Annotated in this window: 13 protein-coding genes and 2 pseudogenes; 2 read left to right on the top strand and 13 right to left on the bottom strand. The window is 52.5% G+C overall.

The features are described 5' to 3' along the window. Positions 1-70: 70 nt before the first annotated feature. The 5 genes from MKZ35_RS20885 to MKZ35_RS20865 form a co-directional block, all read right to left on the bottom strand. Positions 71-940: a hypothetical protein gene (locus MKZ35_RS20885; RefSeq protein WP_482515158.1), complete on the bottom strand. Its 870-nt coding sequence runs from the start codon at positions 938-940 to the stop codon at positions 71-73. Next, positions 927-2813, bottom strand: coding sequence for a carboxypeptidase-like regulatory domain-containing protein (locus tag MKZ35_RS20880; RefSeq protein WP_482515157.1), 1887 nt, complete (start codon positions 2811-2813; stop codon positions 927-929). Before MKZ35_RS20880 ends, MKZ35_RS20885 begins: the two co-directional genes overlap by 14 nt. Positions 2814-2853: 40 nt before the next feature. Then, a complete protein-coding gene (locus MKZ35_RS20875) occupies positions 2854-3684 on the bottom strand; it encodes a GLPGLI family protein (protein WP_482515156.1) in 831 nt (276 codons plus the stop codon). A gap of 105 nt (positions 3685-3789) precedes the next feature. Continuing rightward, positions 3790-4062 (bottom strand): hypothetical protein, encoded by a 273-nt coding sequence (locus MKZ35_RS20870; protein WP_482515155.1) that lies wholly within the window; start codon positions 4060-4062, stop codon positions 3790-3792. Between the two features lie 187 nt (positions 4063-4249). Then, a complete protein-coding gene (locus tag MKZ35_RS20865) occupies positions 4250-4909 on the bottom strand; it encodes a helix-turn-helix domain-containing protein (protein WP_482515154.1) in 660 nt (219 codons plus the stop codon). A gap of 185 nt (positions 4910-5094) precedes the next feature. Here MKZ35_RS20865 and MKZ35_RS20860 point away from each other — a divergent pair, with 185 nt between their 5' ends. After that, a complete protein-coding gene (locus MKZ35_RS20860) occupies positions 5095-7224 on the top strand; it encodes a S9 family peptidase (RefSeq protein WP_482515153.1) in 2130 nt (709 codons plus the stop codon). Between the two features lie 164 nt (positions 7225-7388). Here the strand turns inward: MKZ35_RS20860 and MKZ35_RS20855 are convergent, their stop codons facing one another. The 3 genes and pseudogenes from MKZ35_RS20855 to MKZ35_RS20845 form a co-directional block, all read right to left on the bottom strand. Next, the gene (locus tag MKZ35_RS20855) at positions 7389-7586 is read right to left on the bottom strand and encodes a hypothetical protein (protein WP_482515152.1); all 198 of its coding nucleotides are present in this window, start codon (positions 7584-7586) and stop codon (positions 7389-7391) included. Between the two features lie 89 nt (positions 7587-7675). After that, a pseudogene (locus MKZ35_RS20850) lies at positions 7676-9111 on the bottom strand (dihydrolipoamide acetyltransferase family protein). Between the two features lie 222 nt (positions 9112-9333). Then, positions 9334-10583, bottom strand: a pseudogene (locus tag MKZ35_RS20845) (competence/damage-inducible protein A). Positions 10584-10684: 101 nt separating this feature from the next. Between MKZ35_RS20845 and MKZ35_RS20840 the strand changes: the two are divergent. Next, positions 10685-11446 carry a DUF4197 domain-containing protein gene (locus MKZ35_RS20840; RefSeq protein ID WP_482515151.1) on the top strand — a complete coding sequence of 254 codons (762 nt, stop codon included), beginning with the start codon at positions 10685-10687 and terminating at the stop codon, positions 11444-11446. A gap of 71 nt (positions 11447-11517) precedes the next feature. Here MKZ35_RS20840 and MKZ35_RS20835 read toward each other — a convergent pair whose 3' ends face one another. From MKZ35_RS20835 to MKZ35_RS20815, 5 genes are all read right to left on the bottom strand, one after another. Then, complete coding sequence (locus tag MKZ35_RS20835; RefSeq protein WP_482515150.1) at positions 11518-11868, bottom strand: hypothetical protein; 351 nt, start codon at positions 11866-11868, stop codon at positions 11518-11520. A gap of 131 nt (positions 11869-11999) precedes the next feature. Further along, the gene (locus tag MKZ35_RS20830; RefSeq protein WP_482515149.1) at positions 12000-12599 is read right to left on the bottom strand and encodes a Uma2 family endonuclease; all 600 of its coding nucleotides are present in this window, start codon (positions 12597-12599) and stop codon (positions 12000-12002) included. Between the two features lie 59 nt (positions 12600-12658). Continuing rightward, positions 12659-13291 carry an ABC transporter ATP-binding protein gene (locus MKZ35_RS20825; protein ID WP_482515148.1) on the bottom strand — a complete coding sequence of 211 codons (633 nt, stop codon included), beginning with the start codon at positions 13289-13291 and terminating at the stop codon, positions 12659-12661. Positions 13292-13297: 6 nt separating this feature from the next. Then, complete coding sequence (gene lpxA, locus MKZ35_RS20820) at positions 13298-14101, bottom strand: acyl-ACP--UDP-N-acetylglucosamine O-acyltransferase (protein WP_482515147.1); 804 nt, start codon at positions 14099-14101, stop codon at positions 13298-13300. Between the two features lie 96 nt (positions 14102-14197). Next, complete coding sequence (locus MKZ35_RS20815; RefSeq protein ID WP_482515146.1) at positions 14198-15592, bottom strand: bifunctional UDP-3-O-[3-hydroxymyristoyl] N-acetylglucosamine deacetylase/3-hydroxyacyl-ACP dehydratase; 1395 nt, start codon at positions 15590-15592, stop codon at positions 14198-14200. Between the last annotated feature and the right edge of the window lie 90 nt (positions 15593-15682).

The raw sequence follows: 15682 nt of genomic DNA, 5'->3' as shown, positions 1-15682 counted from the left end.
GTCATTCCGGGGGCTTTTTTATATAGGAACGCGCCGTAGCGCTTTATATTGGCATATTTAAAGTAATCACTCAAAATCGGCAGCTGATGCCGGGCATTATCAGCCGGGGCAGCAAGTTATAGCTGGTTTCGAGCGTGACCAGATCAGTAAATGCTACTTGCTCAAACGTATCAGTGTCTAGTAGGTTTTTTATAATTATAAAATACGCAAATTTTCCTTTAGTCGGGGTGTAACGAGCATCAGCATCCATGAAAGCATAAGAACTATTATTAACAAAGAGCTGATCCATTTTAAAGGTAGCTACCAGGTTTTTGCGTCGAAATACGACTTGATAATCTGCTTGTACCCGGCTGTTAGTGCTGGAAATATCTTCTGCTCCTTTCGCTTGGTTTTTAAAAGTATTATTAATAAAAGTGCCGCCTACAAATACATTAAAAGGTAAGTCAAACGCGGTACCCAACCGAATACTATGTCTGAATAAGAAAAGATTGTTATTGCGTAATTCAGCATCATTGATGATGTTGAATGTCTCAAAGTAGGTATTGGTGCTTTGCAAATCAATCCGCATGGATAAGGGCACTATAAATTTAGAGGCCTTGAGCTGAATTGAGGCATTTTGCGTAGCCGGACCTATGAAGGCAGTAGCGTTAGTTAAAAATTCATTTAACAAAATACGCTGGCCAAAATCAGCGCTTCGCCGGCTGACGCGGGCCGATGCGTGAAACTCAGTTAAAGCCGCGTTATCAGTATAAGCAAACCGTAATCCTAGCGTGTGTTCCGGTTGAAGTATTAGCCGTTCGTTGCCCCGTATGAATGAGCGATAATCAACCAAAATAGGAAAACGAAGCAGCTCTTCGGGGGCTGAAAAATTCCTTCCGAAAGAATAAAATAAAGTTGCTGATGACTTTTTGTTTAAATAATATAGACTAGTGATATTCACGGTAGGATAAAAAATTTCGCGTCGATTGGGTAGAATCACGCAGGGAATAGATCAGGCTATTAATACCTGCAATGCCTGAAAAATTTATCTTCTTAATTGTTTTGTCAAACTTAAGATTACCGTAGAATCTGGTTTGTCGCAAATTCAATCTATTTGAATAAATTACCTCACTCTGCATGGTATCGGTCGTCTTGGGCATAAGACCCGTACGAATAGTAGTGGCGGAATAATCGGCCCCCAAAACAGCGGAGTAGTTAGTTATTGGGGCAGTTTTAAAATATTCTGTTTCCGCGCTCACGGCAGTCTGACTACTTCGAGCCGACTGGCGCAGCTGATCAGCTTCTGGGCCGCGCGAATAAGCTGTCATGCGCCGCGGCGAATCGGACCTTACTTCCAGGAATTGTGGTACATAATCGTAGGTATGCGTCACTTGCGTTTGCAGGGCGGCAGTTTCGTTGAGGCGGTTAGTCAGCAGCATATTCTGCCCAAACTGCACTGGACGGTTGCGCACCAACTGACGGATATTTTCCGTGAAATCAGCGCCCGAGGATTGCGTTTCCAGGTTTAAACTATTCTCTGTCGCGGAGTTGACAACGCTTAATCGGTTTTCGTACGTAAGATTTGATTTCTCCCCCAAAACGGCATACAAATTATTGCGCAGGCGCGCGGAAGTCATTTGCTTTCGGGCATTATTTACTTCCCGCAGCGTCAGAAAAAGCGTGTCATCGGCGGATAAAAGAAACCGGGTATAGTTGCCCAGCGTTTGCCGCTGCCGATTAGTATAAATCGAAATATCGGTGAGCAGCTTCCAGCGCTCCGAAGGCTTGAAAACGTTGATTAAGCCGCCCGTGGTTTCGTTGTTGAGGTTGGAAAGGTCGGGGCGAAAATCGGACGACGCCAGCTGCGGCTCCGGCAGCAGCGACCGTACGGGCCGGATGGCGGTTTTGAGGCTCACGCCGCCCGGATTGGTGAGCGCCCCCGCCACCGGGTCCTGGTTCAGGCCAATATTATTATGCGCCCCAATGAAGTAAAGCTTGTTTATTTTTCGATAAGAAAACACATTGGCGGACACGCTCCGGTAAATCGGGGGACCGGCTTCGACGGACGCGTTGCCGAATAGAAGTTTCTTGCGGTCCTCCGGAATCGTAATGTTCAGGGCGGTCGTCTCGGAGCGCACCAGCCCGCCGAGCAGCTTATTCTCCACGAACCGCTCAATAGGTTGAATTTTCTCCACCAGCGAAGCATCCAGATTGCGGGCGATGCGCTGATAGTCCGCGCCCGTAAGGTTTTCACCCTCAACGTAAATCCCCGAAATCTCCTTGCCCCGATAGGCAATAGTACCCTCGGGGGAAACCGAGAAGCCGGGAATATTGCGGAGCACGTCTTCCAGCGTGGTTTGGGTGCCATCGGTGAATTGCTGGGCCGCGTACGTCGTGGTATCGTTGTAGCCGATACCCGGCCGGCCTTGCACTACTACTTCCTTGATGAGCGTAGTTTGAGGCTGGAGCACGAAATTTAGCTCGATACGGGTGCGGCCCGCCACCGCAAAAAACCGGGTGATGGGCCGGGAGCCGAGCATCCGCAGGTTAATGCTCAGCGTGTCGGCGGTAGGGGTAAAGGTGAGTTGAAATGCCCCCCGCACGTCCGAAACCGCGTAGGCCAGACCGGCTGGGTTAGTCCGCGTCGCGATGTAGATGGAAACGCCGGGCAGTGGCGCTTGCAGGCTGTCCGTTACGTGGCCGGTAATAGTGAGCTGATTTTGGGCCAGCAGGCGGGACGAGGGCAGTAGCAGACCAATAAACAGTAGCCAGGCTAGGGCCGTTTGGGTGAGCTTACGCGGGCTGCTGATTGAACGCACTTTCTTACTCCTCATCAGCTTTAGCCTAACTAATTGTATAAATAATAAAGCAGTTTTATTCCACGATCTCCATCCACTGTTCAAGGTGAACATCAACTGACATTCCGGGGCGGGCCTTAATAGATTTCACGTAGTTCGCCGCACTGGTTCGTACCAGGTTGCGGTAGCCCTCCCAACCCTGTACTTTCTGTCCTTGCGTGGGCGGCACCACCGGCGTCAAAATCTTCGCGGGCACGTCAATGGAAATGGCTTCAAACAAGAATAGGTTTTCCGTATCGTGAACTTCCAGAATAAGGCCGGGCAACCCGGAGAACTTCCACGGGCCCAGGCTCAGCGGAATATCGGGCGCGAACCACGCCACGTACTGCCGGCCGCGAAAGGCAGTAGTAGCCTTCTGCACTTGGTGGTTACTGAGGGTTTTTGTTTCGCTGGTGATGTTCCAGTTGAAGACGGGGGCTTCTTCCTCCACTAGCACATAATCTTTTACGAACGAAATGTACTGCCGATCGATTAATTTATTTTCTCGTTTGTCTAAGAAAACGCTGGTACCTTCTCGGTCGTCCACGTCTTGAGTAAATTCGGTTTCACTAGTCTTAATGATTTTACGCGATGGCCGGTCGATATCCTTGCGTCCATAATAAAATAAGGATTGTTCATTGGTGAAAACTAAAGTGCCAGTTGTTTGTCCACTTGTGCCGACTCCAATTTTTGATTTATATAGAATGCTCCCCTGAGGCAACATAGAGTCAAATTTTATATTGGTTCCTACTATTCTATTTGTCGATACTGTTGATTGTGCGCAGGCATTAAGCGCCAAGTATAAAAACCCAATCAAAAGGATAGTTGCTTTTCGACTAGCGAGTGATAAGAATGAATCAGTCTTCATTTCAAATGTTTTAGAAAAACAGTTTTACATTGTCACGATTTAAATCTATAAAAATAAGGGGCTTATTATATTATCCCCAAGAATAATATAATAAGCCCCTTATTTTTATTCTGAAAGCATTTCCTCAATCATTGCAATGGCCCGAGCGCAAGTTCCAGCTGTCGCCGTTATAGTCATGTACCGGCCGTTAACATTACCCGACCAGCTAACGGTACACGATTCGTTTAAAGTATCATCCACCTCAATCTCTCCCACTATCACCGCCTTTTGTACTTCAACTTTCACTTGTTCAGCGGATGCCGATGTTGCGGCTAGTAGCGGTGTGCTGGCAAACGCCAATACTAAGCCTGCGACAATAGATTTCCAGTTAGTTTTCATGATGCATTGAAAAAGATTTACTAAAGTGCTTACTCTATCACAGGCTTTTCAGCAACCGCCTTGTCGTTCTAGAACGGCATGAAGGTAGCGGGTTGGAATAACGGATTTATAGACTGACTTCCTCACTTTTTAGCTTTACACTTACCCACTCATCACTAGGTAACATTACCTAAAAGCATCATTCTCTCTAAGCATCCAGTAGCCGTATCAGTTTTTTCTTATTCAATAAAACGAACCGAACCAGACTGTACGGCCCGCCATCCACATCAAGCTTTGCAGCAATGTTAGCCTTATGATTATTGACGGTTTTAGAACTCAAGCATAAAGTATCCGCTATTATGGGAGCAGCGTGGCCCCGTGCCAACTCCCGCAACACCCGGCGCTCTGCGGTACTGAGCTGCTGCCAGCCCGGAATTGAATGGTGGATGACTGTAAAAGGATGAGTGGCCAGCAGTGAGGAGAAGAAATGACGCCCGGCCGCCGTGACGACCAGGCAAGCCTGAAGCTCCTGCATTGTGCAAAGCACATCGGCTTCCGCCAACTCGATAAGAGGCCAAAGCGTGTCGGTCGTGGGGGCGTCGGGTAGAATACAAAGTATGACACGGCTACCGGGGCACTGCTCCCGGATGTGAGAAAAAAGTTTGGGATTCGACACCAGATCGTCGCTGGTTAGTCCTACTAGGTCCGGTTCGTCAGCTGCTGCCTTTGTAAGGTCAATCTCATTGGCTTGAAATTGCACGCTTAGCGAAACCGTATCGGTAATCGCTGCCATCAGCAGTAAGCGAGTAGTATACTTGGAGCAAAGAAACAGTATAGTAGTAGGCTGGGAATTGGTGTCCAGTTGCATAACAAAGGATGATATAATAAGACTAGGATAGACGTAAATAATGAATAACCAGGAGCAATATAGAAGTAAACAATATAACTATACGAGCCAGTTGGATTAGCCTCAATAATTTGTTGACAACAAGACCGAAGCGCGGGTGAGTTTTGCTTACCTTATCCCAACTTCAAACCTCAGCCTAACGCTCTATGAATCATTCCTTACTGTGGCTGGCCGGTGCCTGCGTCCTGTCGCTCGGCGTAGCGCAGGCCCAGACGCAGCCTACTACCTACTCCATGACCACGCCACCCCTCGCGCCCATCAAAGCCAAGCAGCTTACTTCACCTTTCGGCACCCGCACCGATAACTACTACTGGCTGAATGAGCGCGAAAACCCGGAGGTACTCAGCTACCTCAACGCCGAAAACGCTTACTTTGACAAGCAAATGGCGCCTGTCAAAGAGCTGGAAGACAAGCTATTCAACGAAATCAAAGGCCGGATAAAAGAGCAGGACGAATCGGTGCCCTACCGCGACAATGGCTACTTTTATTACACCCGCTATGAGGCGGGCAGCGAGTACCCCATCTACTGCCGCAAGAAGGGCGACATGAAGGCGCCGGAGGAAATCCTGCTCAATGCCAACGAGCTGGGCAAGGATAAAACCTATTTCCAGATTGGCGGCTACGAGGTCAGCGACAACAATCTGGTGATGGCCTACGGTGCCGACACGGTGAGTCGCCGCCTGTACACGTTGCGCTTTAAGGACTTGAAAACCGGCAAGCTCTATCCCGAGAAAATCGTGAATACCAGCGGCAATGCCGCCTGGGCCGCCGACAACAAGACGCTTTTCTACGCCAAAAAAGACCCTACCACACTGCTGCCTTACCAGGTGTACCGACACACGCTAGGCACCGATCCCAAGCAGGACGTGCTGGTGTACGAAGAAAAGGACAACACCTTCAACCTGGGCGTGGGGCGCACGAAGTCGAAGAAGTACATCTTTATCGGCATGGGCAGCACCATGTCCTCGGAGTTGCGCTACATCGACGCCAGCAACCCGACGGCCGCGCCCAAGGTGTTTCTGGCCCGCGAAAAGGACCACCTCTACGACGTCGAGCACCTCGGCGACAAGTTTTATATCCGCTCCAACGCCGGGGCGCCCAACTATCGGCTGCTCGAAACGCCCATCAGCAACACCGCCAAAACGGCCTGGAAAGAGATTATCCCGCACCGCAAGGACGTATTTCTGGAGAACATGGAGCTGTTCAAAAACTTCCTGGTGCTGGGTGAGCGTAAGGAAGGCTTGCTGGGACTGCGCGTGCGGCCCTGGAAAGGTGAGGAGCACTACCTCAACTTTGGCGAGCCTACATACTCGGCTAGCATCAGCATAAACCCGGAGTTTGATACGCCGGTGCTGCGCTATTCGTACACCTCGCTTACCACGCCCAACTCCACGTACGATTATAACATGAACACTCGCCAGAAAACGCTGCTCAAGGAGCAGGCCGTGCTGGGGGGCTTTTCCAAGGAAGATTACGTGACGGAGCGCGTGTACGCCACGGCCAAAGACGGCACCAAGATTCCCATTTCTATTGTTTATAAGAAGGGCTTCAAGAAAGACGGCACGGCGCCCGTGCTCCAGTACGCCTACGGTTCCTACGGCATCATCTCCAACGCTACCTTCAGCGCCGCTCGCCTGAGCTTGCTCAACCGGGGCTTTGCTTACGCGCTTTGCCACATTCGGGGAGGCCAGGAAATGGGCCGGCAGTGGTACGAGGATGGAAAGTTGCTCAAGAAGAAAAACACCTTCACCGACTTCATCGACTGCTCCGAATTCCTGATTCAGCAGAAATTTACCTCGCCAGCCAAGCTGTTTGCCCAGGGCGGCAGCGCCGGTGGCCTGCTCATGGGTGCCGTCGTGAACATGAGCCCGGACCTGTATAAAGGTGTGCTGGCTGGAGTGCCGTTCGTGGATGTGGTCACCACCATGCTTGATGAAAGCATTCCGCTCACCACCGGCGAGTACGACGAGTGGGGCAACCCCAACAAGAAAGAGTACTACGACTACATGCTCTCGTACTCGCCCTACGACAACGTGAAAAAGCAGCCATATCCTAATATGCTTGTTACCACCGGCTTGCACGACTCGCAGGTGCAGTATTTCGAGCCTGCCAAGTGGGTTGCCAAGCTTCGTACCATGAAGACCGACAACAACCTGCTGCTGCTGCACACCGATATGGCGGCCGGCCACGGCGGCGCCTCCGGCCGCTTCAAGTCCATCCGCGACGTAGCCCGGCAGCAGGCATTCATGCTGATGCTCCTGGGAATCAAGTCGTAGTTCGTTTCACTAAAAAAGCCCTCCAGATATTTTCTGGGGGGCTTTTTTATGCTTGAATTCAGCGACCTCTGCGCCCTGCATCTGCGCCTTCTGCGGGCTAAATCCATTGCAACGATTTTTAGCCCGCAGTGGCCGCAGAAGCAGGGCGCAGAGGTCGCAGAACCCTAACGCAAGCTGTCCGGCGTAGCTCCACGCTGCTGGGCGGTGAGCTGATTTTGGAGCTGAAAGGTTACCTTTTCGCAATCGGCGTAGCGCTGCTCGGCCTGGCGTAGCGACTCCTGAGTGGAAGTTAATTGTAGGTACAGAAAAATGATTAGCCCCAAAGAAATGACCAGGGCAATAAGCGACAAAATATTCTTCATAACCATCTGATTTAGAAAAAGAAAAGCCCGTCTAACAGACGGGCTTGTTCAAGTGCAGCCGCGCCGCTATTTACGATCTGAGCGCAGCATTAGATAAGCGTATTTGGATCAAATTGCTCCAGATAATCAGCTACTTTGCGTACGAACATGCCCCCTAGCGAGCCATCAACGACGCGGTGATCGTAGGAGTGCGAGAGGAACATGAAGTGCCGAATACCGATCAAATCGCCCTGCGGCGTTTCAATAACTGCTGGCTTTTTCTTGATGGCACCCAACGCCATGATGGCTACCTGCGGCTGCATGATGATTGGAGTGCCCATCACGTTGCCGAAAGAGCCCACGTTGGAAACGGTGTAAGTGCCGCCTTCCAGATCACCAGGCGTTAGCTTATTAATGCGGGCCCGATTCGCCAGATCATTCACTTTCTTGCTCAACCCATTCAGGTTCAGCTGATCGGCATTATGAATAACAGGCACAATCAGGTTGCCGGAAGGCAGCGCCACGGCCAAACCAATGTTGATGTCTCGCTTCTTGATGATGTAGTCGCCATCCACCGACACGTTGATGTTCGGGAAGTCCTGAATAGCGCGGGCAATAGCCTGAATCAGGATAGGCGTGAAGGTCAGGTTTTCGCCCTCGCGTTTCTTGTAGGCGTCTTTATGCTTGTTGCGCCAGTTCACCAGCTCGGTCACGTCGGCCTCCACAAAGGACGTAACGTGGGGAGCAATGCGCTTGCTGTCCACCATGCGCTGCGCAATCATCTTGCGCATCCGGTCCATCTCGATCAGCTCCTGATTACCGCTTACCGACGGGGCTGGCTTGCCGGCCGGAGTAGCGGCGGGCTTAGCAGCCGCTTCGGCCAGCGCCGCTTGGGGCTGAGCGCCAGGCTGCGCTTGAGCTGCCTGGGCAGCGGGCGTTGGAGTAGCCTGGGGGGCATTTTGCGGGCCGGAGCCGCCGTGCCAGACGTCTGGCTCAACGACTTCTTGCCGCCTTCCACATAATCCAGAATATCCTTCTTCGTAACGCGGTTCTCTTTGCCGGTGCCGGGCAAGTATTCCAGATCAGTCATCGAAATGCCTTCCTGACGCGCAATACTCAGCACTAAAGGCGAGTAGAAGCGACCTGGTTGGGGCTGGGCTGAAGACTGGTTGGCTTGTGCCTCCTGAGGCTGAGGCAGGTGAGGAATGTCAGCCGATATATCTTCCCCATTAGCACTGCTTGAGGTAGAGGCTGCTTGTGGTGCAGCGGGCGCAGCAGCTGGAGCCGAAGCGCTGGTACTGTTCACGTCCGTTTCGACGATGGCGATAGGAGCGCCAACAGCTACCACTTCGCCTTCCTGCACCAGTATTTCCTGCAAAACGCCGGCATGAATGGCAGGTACTTCGGTATCTACTTTATCGGTAGCCACTTCCAGTACTGATTCGTCCTGCTCAATTGCGTCGCCTACTTGTTTGAGCCATTTCAGGACGGTGCCTTCCATAATGCTTTCGCCCATTTTGGGCATCACCATTTCCACTCGTGCCATGCGGTTATTGGGGGTTGGGTTTGTTGGGTGTTGAAGGTCAGAAAACTAGCTCGGCGCGCGCCATAGTATGCGGGGTGGACGCCCGCCAAGCCGCATCAAAGGTAGGTGTTTTAGCGAGTAGCGGAAGCTTTGTAAGCAATAGCAATGGCGGAGGTTAGGTTGAGTGGAAAATGATATTCAACTTTTCCACTCAATCCTAACACTCACTAACGGCTGCTTACATTACTTCGGCAAGCTCTGCCGGAGCAGGTTTAGTATGGTGGTAGTCGTGTACTCAATGTTGAGCTGGCGCCCCCGGTCGAAAGAGAACTGCTTGCTGATTGTTTGATGCGCATCGGCATAGGCAATACAAATGGTACCCACCGGCTTTTCGGGGTTCCGCCACCGGGGCCAGCTATACCACTCGTTGCCAAAGCCACATCCACGCCAAGGTGCTTACGCGCCCCTTCGGCCATCTCGCGCACGGTGGCCTCGCTCACTGCTCCATGTGTAGTTAAGGTTTCGCTGCTTACGCCTAGCTGTTTGATTTTGATATTATTATGGTAAGCCAAAATGCCCCCCAGAAAGTAGCGCGAGCTGCCCGCAACACTCGTCAGCCGGTGAGCTAGGTAGCCGCCCGTGCAGCTCTCGGCCGTGCCAATGGTGAGGTTGCGCTCAACTAATAATTGACCAACCGCAGCCTCCAACGACACTTCGCCAACGGCAAAAATATACTCGCCAAGTCGCTCTTGAAGTATGGGCAGATGCGCTTCCAGGCGGCCGCGCAGGTCGGGTAGTCCGTCGTCGGTGGCCGTGAGGCGGAGGCGTACGGAGCCTAAATGGGGCAGGTAAGCCAGCTTGAAGTTGGGGGGCAAACTGTCTTCCCAGTCCGCAATTTTCTCCGCCAGAAATGACTCGCCAATGCCCACCGTCTGGATGACCAGGTGCTCGATGGGCGCCGTATGGAAATGTTCTTTCAGCTTAGGCAATACGATGTCCGTCATCATACGCTTCATCTCAAACGGCACGCCCGGCATCGATACAAACACCACGTCCCGGTCTTCGAACCACATACCCGGCGCTGTGCCCACGGCATTGCGAATGGGGGTGCAGGCGGCGGGCAGAAAAGCCTGGTGGCGGTTTACTTCCAGCATGGGCCGGTTGAAGCGGGCAAAGATTCCCTCCACATCGCGTAGGGACGGCTCATGTAATACCAGCTCAGTACGGAAGTACTCGGTGAGAATATGCTTGGTCAGATCGTCTTTGGTCGGCCCAAGGCCACCGGTAATCAGCACTACATCGGCCCGCTCGCGGGCGGCATCCAGCGCCAGCACGATTTCGGCGGCTCGGTCGGAGACGCTGGTTATCTGGCGTACCCGAATGCCGAGCTTGCCCAACTCCTGGCCCATAAAAGCCGAGTTAGTGTCCACGACCTGGCCGTAAAGTAGCTCGTCGCCGATGGTAATGATTTCTGCGTTAGGTACCTGCCGCATAGAGGGAATAAGGAAAGAAAAAGTAGGATGGTTTGGTCCGGTTTGTGCCTTAGCCAGTACGCCCGGCCCGTTAGGCTGTTACACTTTAGTTGCCTCGAGTTATGAAAAAGATTCGCTATTCTCTTGTTCTCACTGCTCTGCTTGGTTTGCATGTCGCCGCTTCAGCGCAGGTTTTTCGTCTGCCCAAGCTGGGGGGCATTTTGACTACCCCACCCACGACTACCAAAACCACTACGCAGGGCTCTACGGGTAGCATCACCCAGGATGAGGCTGCCCGCGGCCTGAAGGAGGCCTTAACGCAGGGCATCAGCAAGGGTGCTGACCAAGCATCTCAGCAAGATGGCTTTTACCTCAACAAGCTTATCCGCATTCCGTTTCCACCCGATGCCCAGCGCGTAGCCAACACGCTGCGTAGCATTGGGTTAGGTGCACAGGTCGATAAGTTCGAGCTGTCCTTGAACCGCGGCGCTGAGGATGCGGCCAAGAGTGCGAAGCCTATTTTTCTGGCGGCCATCAAGAGCCTGACTTTTAAGGATGTGTGGGGTATTTTGACGGGTGAGAAAGACGCGGCTACCAGTTATCTGCGCCGTACCACTACTACGCAGCTTACCACCGCCTTCAAGCCAATTATCCAGCAGTCGTTGGATAAAGTGAATGCCACCCGCTACTACACCGACCTGACGACGCGCTACAACCGCATTCCGCTGGTGCAGCCCGTCAATACTGACCTGAACCAGTACGCTACCGACAAAGCCATTGGGGGGCTTTTTACCCTCATCGCGCAAGAGGAAGCCAACATTCGCGAGAATCCAGTGGCTCGCGGTAGTGAGTTGCTAAAGCGGGTATTTGGCAAAAAGTCGTAGTCTGTTATTTGAGTTACTAAAAAAGCCCCCCAGCATCTGACTGGGGGGCTTTTTCATGTTAGCGGTTAAGTCTAATAGTCATCATCGTCGTTGCTGCGGCCACCGCGGCCGGAGCGACTGCTACCCAGGTCGTCATCGTCGTCGGCAATGTCAAAGTCGTCATCGTCATCGAGGGAGGCAAAGCCGCTGCTATCCGGGTCTTCGGCGGCTTCGGCGGCGGTGTATTCTTCCTCCGTCATGCTAGCCAGGTCCAGCGCCTCGTCGTGCGATGAGCCCGTGTCGCGCCACATCAGATAGTCGGCGTACTTGGCGCTAAGGCGATCTTCCGGGCTGCCGACACCAGCGCGGCCGCCGCTTTTAGCGAAGTTATCAAGCTCGTCATCATCGAGCGAATCGTCGTCGAGGTCGTCGTATTGTCTCATGGCCGTGTGAGGGCAGGTGATGGTTGAAGGAAGAAGATTGTAGGCAGCTTTACTGCCGTGGGGCAGTTGCGAAGATACGGTCTGAATGGTTTTTGCGTTGGAAATAAAGCCGTTTTTTAGCGAATCACTACTTAGTGTTCTGCTTGAGAAGGCTTAAAACGAACCTTACGATATACCTCAGCAAGTGGTAAAAACAGATCAAGCGCGGGTAGCGGCACTAATGCATCCAGCCCTTTGAATTCGCGAAAATTCCAGTTATCGATGTCAACCCGTGAAAACACCTCAACCTGTGGCTTCAAGGCTTCTACCAATATGTAATACTGCAAAGAAGGAATTGAGCGGTAGAACAAGAACTTTCGGCCCCTGTCATTATCGGCGGTGGAGGGCGAAAGTACTTCCACCAACAGCGTGGGATTAAGTAGGGTATCGAGGTAGGTGTCGGCCAACAAATCCGCCGGGCCGCATACCATTGCCACGTCAGGGTAAGTATAGGAGCTAATAGCCGCATTATTGAGCCGAAAATCGCTAGCATAAACCGTGTAGTCCCGGTCGCGGGTTTGGTTGCCCAATTCTGTAATAATGTTGGCAACAATCTGATTGTGCTCTTTGCTGGCCCCGGCCATGGCCACCACCTCGCCCTGGTAGTATTCGCTCTTAAACTCGGCCGCACGGTCGGCCACCAGATATTCTTCTGGGGAAATGATGGGGGTAAGCTGAGGCTGGGCAGACATAGCGCACAGGTTTTCTCAAAAATACGCAGAACTACCGTAAGCAGGGAGTATTTTCCTCTCTAACGCGCTCCAGTGGCTCCAAAGCTGGTCACATCCAGTTGCTGCTCACAGAACTCGTATTCCTCTGGCACGTTGGAGCTTACCAGTACCAGGCGGCCAGGAACCGTAGCACGCACATGCTCCTGATACCAGGCCACACCTGCCCGGTCCAGGTTGGTAGTAGGCTCGTCGAGAAGTAGGAGAGGAGCAGCGCTATACAAGGCCAAACCTAGCTTGAGGCGCTGCTTCATGCCCGAGGAGAAATCGCGCACAAGCTTATGCCGGGATTTCTCCAGATAAAGCAGCTCTATCAGGCCCTGACTGCTCAGGCCCGGCCGAAGGGGCTTAAAGCGGGTATGAAAGGACAGCAGCTCACTAAGCGTCAACTCCTCAATCAGCTCCAGATAAGGCGCGCAGTAAGCCAGTTGGGCCGGCACATCCTCCACCGACACCGGCTTACCCTGCAAGGTGTAGGTAAGGGTGCCATCAGTAGGCAAGAGCTGGCCGGAAAGAGTATTTAGTAAGGTACTTTTGCCCGCGCCATTCGGCCCCAGAATAGCCGTAGCCGTGCCAGCATGAAAGGTGTGGGTCAAGTGCCGGAAAATCCAGTCGCGGTTAAAGCGCTTGCCCAGTCCGGTAGCCTGAATCTGCATAAACTGCTAGTAGTCGGAACTGCCGTTGCCGCTGCGCGAATAGCCTTTTATCACGCCGCGGCCAGAGTTGCGCACGAAGTTCACGACTTCATCACGCTCAGGCGAAGGCAGCAATTCCAATTCTACTTTATCCAGCGCGTCAGCGTTGTTGAGCTTGCTCAAAAATAGCAGCCGGTAGATCTGCTGAATCTCGCCAATCTTAATATCGGAGTAACCGCGCCGACGCAGTCCTATTGAGTTTATACCGCTGTAAGTCAGGGGCTCCCGGCCGGCCTTTACGAACGGCGGGACATCCTTACGAACCAGCGAGCCGCCCGAAATCATCGTGTGCGGCCCTACTTTCACAAACTGATGCACGGCTGACATGCCCCCCACAATGGCGTAATCACCAATTTCCACATGGCCGGCAAGCTGCACAGAGTTGGCTAATACACAGTTGTCACCAACGATACAGTCGTGGGCTACGTGTACGTATGCCATCAGCAGACAATTAGCGCCCACTATAGTCCGCATCCGGTCCACGGTGCCACGATTTACGGTCACGCACTCCCGAACCACGGTATTGTCGCCGATATGAGCCGTCGTTTTTTCGCCCGCAAACTTCAAGTCCTGGGGCATAGCGGCAATAACGGCACCTGGGAAAATCTTGCAGTTCTTGCCAATTCGGGCTCCCTGCATGATCGTCACATTGGGCCCAATCCATGTGCCCTCGCCAATTTCTACGTCCTTATCAATAGTGGTAAAAGGCTCTACTACTACGTTTTGCGCAATTTTAGCCTCCGGATGAATGTAGGCGAGGGGTTGGTTCATTCTGATCAATTAACAATTAACATTTAACAATTATCAATGCATCTAACCGCGTCCTTTGGGTCTGTTAAATGTTAATTGATAACTGATAATTGTATTCTAGGCGTCTTTGCGGACGATGGCGGCGCTCATTTCGGCCTCCATGACCACTTTACCATTCACAAAAGCCTTGCCGCTCATCTTGGCGATGCCTCGCTTAACGGGCGCGAGCAGCTGGCATTTGAAGATGATGGTGTCACCGGGAATTACCTTTTTTCGGAAGCGGCAGTTCTCGATTCCGAGGAAGTACGTCCAGTAGTTCTCCGGGTCTTTCACCGTGTTCAACACCAGAATGCCACCGGTTTGGGCCATGGCCTCAATCTGAATGACGCCGGGCATAACGGGGTTGCCGGGGAAGTGGCCCTGAAAAAACTGCTCGTTCATCGTCACGTTCTTCACGCTCGTCACGGTAGTTGTGTCCAGGTGAATAATCTTGTCGATGAGCAGGAAAGGATAGCGGTGCGGCAGGGTGGCCGATATCTGGTTGATATCCATCACCGGCTCGCGGCCGGGGTCGTAGGTGGGCACCGGGGAGGAATCCGCCTCCATCATTTTCTTTTTGATCTTCTTGGCAAACGCCACGTTGGCCGCATGGCCGGGCCGGGCGGCCAAAATCTGACCTTTCAGCGGACGCCCTACCAGGGCCAAATCACCTACCAGGTCCAGAAGTTTGTGGCGGGCGGGCTCATTTTTGTAGCGCAGGTCCACATTATTCAGAATACCTTCCTTCTTAACGGCTACTTTGGGCTTGCCCAGCATTTCGGCCAGATCGTGCAGCTCCTCTTCGCTCACCACGCGGTCTACTACTACGATAGCGTTGCTGAGGTCGCCACCTTTAATAAGGTTTTGCTTGTAGAGAGCTTCCAACTCATGCAAAAAGCAGAAGGTACGCGAAGAGGCTATTTCGGTGGCGAAATGGGTGATATCAGTAAGCGTAGCGTGTTGGGAACCCAGCACAGGGGAATTATAATCCACCATCACCGTCACGCGGTAGTCATGCAGGGGCAGCACAGCCAACTCTACATGACGGGCGTGGTCTACGTAACGAATGCTCTCTGGAATCTCAAAATAGTTGCGTAGCGCGTTTTGCTCCTCCAGGCCCGCCTCCTGCAAGGGCTTTATGAACTCATACGAGGAGCCATCCATGATGGGGGGCTCGGGGCCATCAAGCTGAATCAGCACATTATCAATCTGCAAGCCTACCAGCGCGGCCAGCGTGTGCTCCACGGTATTCACGCGGGCGCCATTCTGCTCAATAGTAGTGCCGCGGGAAAGGTCCACTACGTTATCTACGTCGGCATCCACAATGGGCTTGCCGGGCAAATCGATGCGCTGAAACTTGTAGCCGTGGTTGACTGGGGCTGGGCAAAAGGTCATGGTGGCCTGCACGCCCGTGTGCAGCCCAATGCCGCTCACAGTAACCGGCGACTTGATTGTATGTTGCTTATCGTTCATTTTTGAGAAGTGAGAAGTGAGAGGTGAGAAGTGAGATAAGACAAAGCGCCGGCTGTCGGACGGTTTTGTCTCATTTCTCGCTTCTCACTT

Source organism: Hymenobacter sp. R533113 (assembly GCF_056835965.1).
This window is presented reverse-complemented; position numbering and strand designations above follow the sequence as displayed.